Source organism: Alcanivorax sp. P2S70 (assembly GCF_000475295.1).
Classification (GTDB): Bacteria; Pseudomonadota; Gammaproteobacteria; order Pseudomonadales; family Alcanivoracaceae; genus Alcanivorax; species Alcanivorax profundi.
Genome location: NZ_AXBZ01000061.1, coordinates 1 through 4,809 on the forward strand (window position 1 = coordinate 1; position 4,809 = coordinate 4,809).

The window sequence follows — 4,809 nt, forward strand, 5'->3', positions numbered from 1 at the left end:
TTCCCGTTAATCCGCGATGAAACCTTTTTTGAGCCTACAGCTGGTGGCTATCACTCCACCGGATTCGAACATTCGCTGTGCGCCGGGTTTAGCTTGCAACGAATCTTGCGCTGAAGGGTCAGCATATCCGGGTGGTAGTACCCTTTTTCACGTAGTTGCAGTCGCGCTTCCTGCATCATGATTTCGTATTCGCGCTGATCACTATCGGGGATCTCAATCCACCAGTGGTCTGGTACCTTTTCTGCTTCCTGATCCAGCCGTTCCTTGATCAGGTGGTAGCTGTTGAAAAACTCCTCGCGAACCAGTTGAGCAACTTCGTTGGGAAATTTGTCCTTGCGTCCAATTAACTGCATGGTGATCTGCGCCAGTGGATAATTGATGATGCCGCCATCCGGTTCCATGCCTTTGTACAGTTCCAGTACTTCATAGGCCACTAGAGGGCAGGCCAGCACATCGACAACCCCGTTGTTGAATTTGTTGGGGGCAGAAACAATGTCCGATGCCACCGGGGTGGCGCCTACCTGGGCAACCATTTCGGCCTGGGTCGGGTCGTAGTCGAGCACGGCCACCCGTTTGCCGGCCGCGTTGGCCAGTGTGTTAATGCTCTTGTCGTTGACAAATACATAGGCTGCCCCGCCGGGTGCGACACCGAGAATGACGTATTCCCCCTGAACCATCTTGTCGGCCGACTTCGGATTGGCCAGCACTTGCAGCAGGATGCGCATGTGCTCGTCCGAGGGCAGGCCGCCGATAGAATCAATGGTCCCGGTGTACTTGTTGAACAGGCGCCCGCGCATACCGGTCATCAAGGCGGCATCACAAATACCGGCCTTCAGGTCTTCCGCCACAACGCTTTCGCTGGTGTAGGGCTGAATATCCAGATCCACGCCGTAACGTAACAGGCGGGCGCGCTGGTCCTGGGCGGCCTTGAAGATTGGGCCCGCACGGCCGGCAATATCCCAGATACAGATGCGGCGCTTGAGCGGCTCACCCTGACTGAATCCCGCGACTTTCTGCATGGCGGTAATACGGTCATCCAGGCTGCGGCTTTGATCAAACGCAATGGCTCGCAGCTTGTCAGCCAGTTCCGGGGTCAGTTCTACGCCCGGGGCAAAGCGTTCCAGCTCGGCCTGTTGTGCCGGTGTCAGATTGAGGGTGTTGTCTGCAAGAGCGGGCAAGGACAACGTGAAACCCAGCAGGGTAAACAGCAGGGGAATTAAACGCACGACAGACTCCATTCATTATTATTCGATCAGGCACGGCAACCATTGTGACAGCCGGTTGTGGGGGCAGAATGGCCAGCAAGACTGCCTGATGGGCGTTGTTGTCAACCGCTGTTCGGATTTATTCGGTTTCCTGGCTGCACTCTGGCCGTTGCGCATCCCGTGAGCAGCGAATGCGTTTCATGATAGACAGCATGGTGGCGTCGTAGTACCCGCTTTCCCGCAGTTTGATTCGGGCATCACGCATCATGCTGTCGTAGCGTAATTGCTGGTCATCGGACACGGTAACCCACCAGTGATCGGGAATACGGCCTGCTTCGCGTTCCAGTGCGGTCTGTATGGAGCTGAAACTGTCGGCGGCGACGTCACGAACAATGGCGGCAAGTCCTGGAGGGAAGCGGTCGGTGTGGCCAATTAGCTGTGCTGTCAGCTGCACAATCGGGTAGTCGACGATGCCGCCATCCGGATCCATGCCTTTGTATAGCTCCAGTACTTGATAGGCAATCAGTGGCGCGGGAAGAACGTCGACGCTGCCGTTATTGAACTGATTCGGGGCGGTGGCCAACGTGGTCGCCACAGGGGTTGCGCCGATGGAGGTGACCATACGTGACTGGCCTGGATCAAAATCCAGCACGGCGACTTTTTTGCCGGCAGCTTTGTCCAGCGAGTTTAATGAACGGTCGTTGACGAACAGGTAGGCTGCTCCTGCCGGGGTTACCGCAAGGGTCAGGTATTTATTGCTGACCATATGTTCTTGTAGTTGTGGGTGGGCAATAGTGCGCAACAGGGTGTTCATGTGGTTCAGGTCGGGAATGGCTCCCAGCGCATCGATGGTTCCGGTAAACCGGTTGAACTGTCTTGCGCGGAATCCGCTCATCAGTGCCGCATCGCAATGACCGTTCTTCAGGGATGCTACCAGCACCCCTTCATTGGTGAAGGCTTCCAGGGAGATATCGATCTTGTAGCGCAGCAAGTCGACTCGAAGATTGGTGGCGCCAGCGTAAATCGGCCCTGAGCGACCAGACAGATCCCACAAACAAATATGCCGCTTGAGAACCTGGTCGTCTTTCAGCCCCATCTCCTTGCGGACCTGCTGGAGTTGCTGTTGTTGTTTCTCTGTCAGTGACAGGGCATGGCTAGCTGTAGTGGCTGCCAGGACAAGAGCGCAAAGCAGAGCTTTGACGGTGCGCATGAAAATTCCTTTTGATGGATTTGTTGTGCTTATACCACCGCCATCCTGGCAGGTGTTTTACCGCTTGTATGACAATTGTACGGTGTAACAACGGGGGCGAAATTGTGCCCCCCGTTCTGGCAAGGTCGATTACCGGCTGCACTCGGACCGGGCGGGGTTGAACTTGCAGCGAATCTTGCTTTGCAGTGTCAGCATGTCGGCGCTGTAGTAGTTGCGTTCGCGCAGCGCATCGCGGGCATCTTGCATCATCACTTCATATTCCTGTTTGTCTTTCTCGGGAATGGTGATCATCCATTTGTCCGGGACTCGCCGGGTTTCCTGAGCGATACGGTCCACGACCTGGGGATAGGCCTCGAAAGACGCTTCGCGAATCAGCTGGGCGACTTCATTGGGGAATTTATCCAGTCGGCCAACCAGTTGCATGGTGAGCTGGGTGAGGGGGTAATCGACAATGCCGCCATCGGGTGACATGCCTTTATAAAGCTCCAACACCTCGTAGGCCACCAGCGGGGCAGGCAGGATATCGATCTGGCCATTGTTGAATTTGTTGGGGGCGGAAACGATATCGGTAGACACCGGCGTCGCGCCAATGGCAGCGACCATTTCGGCCTGGGTTTCGTCGTAGTCCAGTACGGCGACTTTGCGCCCGGCGGCCTTTGCCAGCGAGCTGATGGTGCGGTCATTCACAAAGATGTGTGCGGCACCGGCGGGGTAGATGCCCATCACCACGTATTCGCCCTGCACCATATGGCCGGCCTGTTTGGGGTGAGCCAGTACCTGTAGCAGCGTCTGCATGTGCTTGCTGTCCGGCACGGCACCAATGGCATCAACGCTGCCGGAGTACAGATTGAATTGTCGCGCACGCAGGCCACTCATCAGAGCGGCATCGCAGCGTCCGGCCTTGAACTCTTCCACCATGACCGTTTCGCTGGTGTAAGGCACCATTTCCAGATTGATGCCGTATTCCACCGCCAGTGCCCGTTGTTCCATGGCTGCATTGAAGACCGGGCCACTCCGGCCGGCAATGTCCCAGATGCAGATGACCCGCTTGAAGCTCGATCCCTTGGGCATCTGATCAAAGCCCACCAGTTTGCTGATGGCCTGCAATCGGGAGCGCACGGGCATTTCCCGGGTGTAGAACACCTCGGCCATCTTGTCGAGGGTACTATCCGATAGCGTGGTACCCGGCAGGAGCTCCTGCAATTGTTGTTTCTGGGCATCGGTCAGGGTGGCGGCACTGACGGCGGAGCAGAACAGGCCAGCCATCAGGGCAAGGCTCAGGCGCTTGGGCATGGGGCCTCCGTGCGTATTGTTATTTGTGGGAGTAGAAGTAGCACGCTAGCCCAAGCCGGGGGAGGGCTCCAGCGCAGGGGGTGACGGCATTTGGGCAACCAGGACAAGAATATGTCAGGGGATATGAAAGGAATGCCAGAGGCTGCATTCAGAAAATAAGGCGGCGATGCCTTGCAGGCATTTCCGCCCTACGCGGGAGGAGCAGTTGAACTTTCAACTCGTCTTCAACCGAGTCACCAGCCCTGCGGGGGATGCAGGGCTGGTGTGTGGTGTCACTTCGGCTGCGCGTCGATGGACTGCCCGTTGACGTCCTTGCTGGCCGGGCCGAGCAGATAGAGGTAAGGGGCCATGATGTCAGCAGGGGTTTTCAGTGTTTGCGGGTCTTCGCCGGGGTAGGCGAGGGCTCGCATATCGGTGCGGGTGCCGCCGGGATTCAGGGTGTTGACGCGAATCGGGGTGGTGTTTTCCAGCTCTTCCGCCAGCACTTGGGCCAGATTTTCCGTGGCCGCCTTGGATACCGCATAGGCTCCCCAGAAGGCACGGCCTTTGCGTCCGACGCTCGACGAGGTGAACAGCAGCCGGGCATCTACGCTGGCGCGCAGCAAGGGCAGCATGGCCTGGGTCAGGTAGAAAGCGCTGTTCACATTCACCTGCATGACGGAATCCCAGGTGCCGGTGCCGTAACGGTCCAGTGGGGTGATGTCGCCGAGAATGGACGCGTTATGCAGAATGCCGTCCAGGCGGCCGAATTCCTTGTCGAACAGGCCGGCCAGTTCCAGATAGTCCTCCGGACGGGCCACGGCCAGATTCACCGGTGCCATGGCAGGCTCTGGTCCTCCATTGGCCTTGATCTCGTCGTAGACCTTTTCCAGTTTCTCCGGGGTGCGGCCCAGCAGAATGACGGTGGCGCCATGTTTTGCCAGTGTCAGGGCGGCGGTACGGCCGATGCCTGCGCCAGCCCCGGTGACCAGGATGATGCGATCCTTGAAGGCGTCTTCGGGGCATTGGTAGTTGAGCGCGTCATGTTGAAAATCGGTCATGGTGAATCCTGCTATCACTCTGTCGTCCCACCGGATTGGTAGGGCGGAAATCGGCGTGAGC

General features: G+C 57.7%; 4 protein-coding genes. All 4 read right to left on the reverse strand.

Annotated elements, in window-relative coordinates; genetic code table 11:
- Window positions 1–50 precede the first annotated feature (50 nt).
- The gene (locus Q672_RS31480; protein ID WP_022986517.1) at window positions 51–1,226 is read right to left on the reverse strand and encodes a putative solute-binding protein; all 1,176 of its coding nucleotides are present in this window, start codon (window positions 1,224–1,226) and stop codon (window positions 51–53) included.
- A 118-nt stretch (window positions 1,227–1,344) separates the two neighbouring features.
- Window positions 1,345–2,415, reverse strand: coding sequence for a putative solute-binding protein (locus Q672_RS31485; RefSeq protein WP_022986518.1), 1,071 nt, complete (start codon window positions 2,413–2,415; stop codon window positions 1,345–1,347).
- A gap of 129 nt (window positions 2,416–2,544) precedes the next feature.
- Window positions 2,545–3,708 (reverse strand): putative solute-binding protein, encoded by a 1,164-nt coding sequence (locus tag Q672_RS31490; protein ID WP_022986519.1) that lies wholly within the window; start codon window positions 3,706–3,708, stop codon window positions 2,545–2,547.
- 272 nt (window positions 3,709–3,980) lie between these two features.
- Window positions 3,981–4,748 (reverse strand): YciK family oxidoreductase, encoded by a 768-nt coding sequence (locus Q672_RS31495; RefSeq protein WP_022986520.1) that lies wholly within the window; start codon window positions 4,746–4,748, stop codon window positions 3,981–3,983.
- Window positions 4,749–4,809 lie beyond the last annotated feature (61 nt).

What these genes read in the sequence shown, in the direction of transcription:
- Q672_RS31490 (WP_022986519.1), bottom strand. Translation starts at nt 3,708, where the DNA reads ATGCCCAAGCGCCTGAGCCTTGCCCTGATGGCTGGCCTGTTCTGCTCC.
- Q672_RS31495 (WP_022986520.1), bottom strand. Translation starts at nt 4,748, where the DNA reads ATGACCGATTTTCAACATGACGCGCTCAACTACCAATGCCCCGAAGAC.
- Q672_RS31485 (WP_022986518.1), bottom strand. Translation starts at nt 2,415, where the DNA reads ATGCGCACCGTCAAAGCTCTGCTTTGCGCTCTTGTCCTGGCAGCCACT.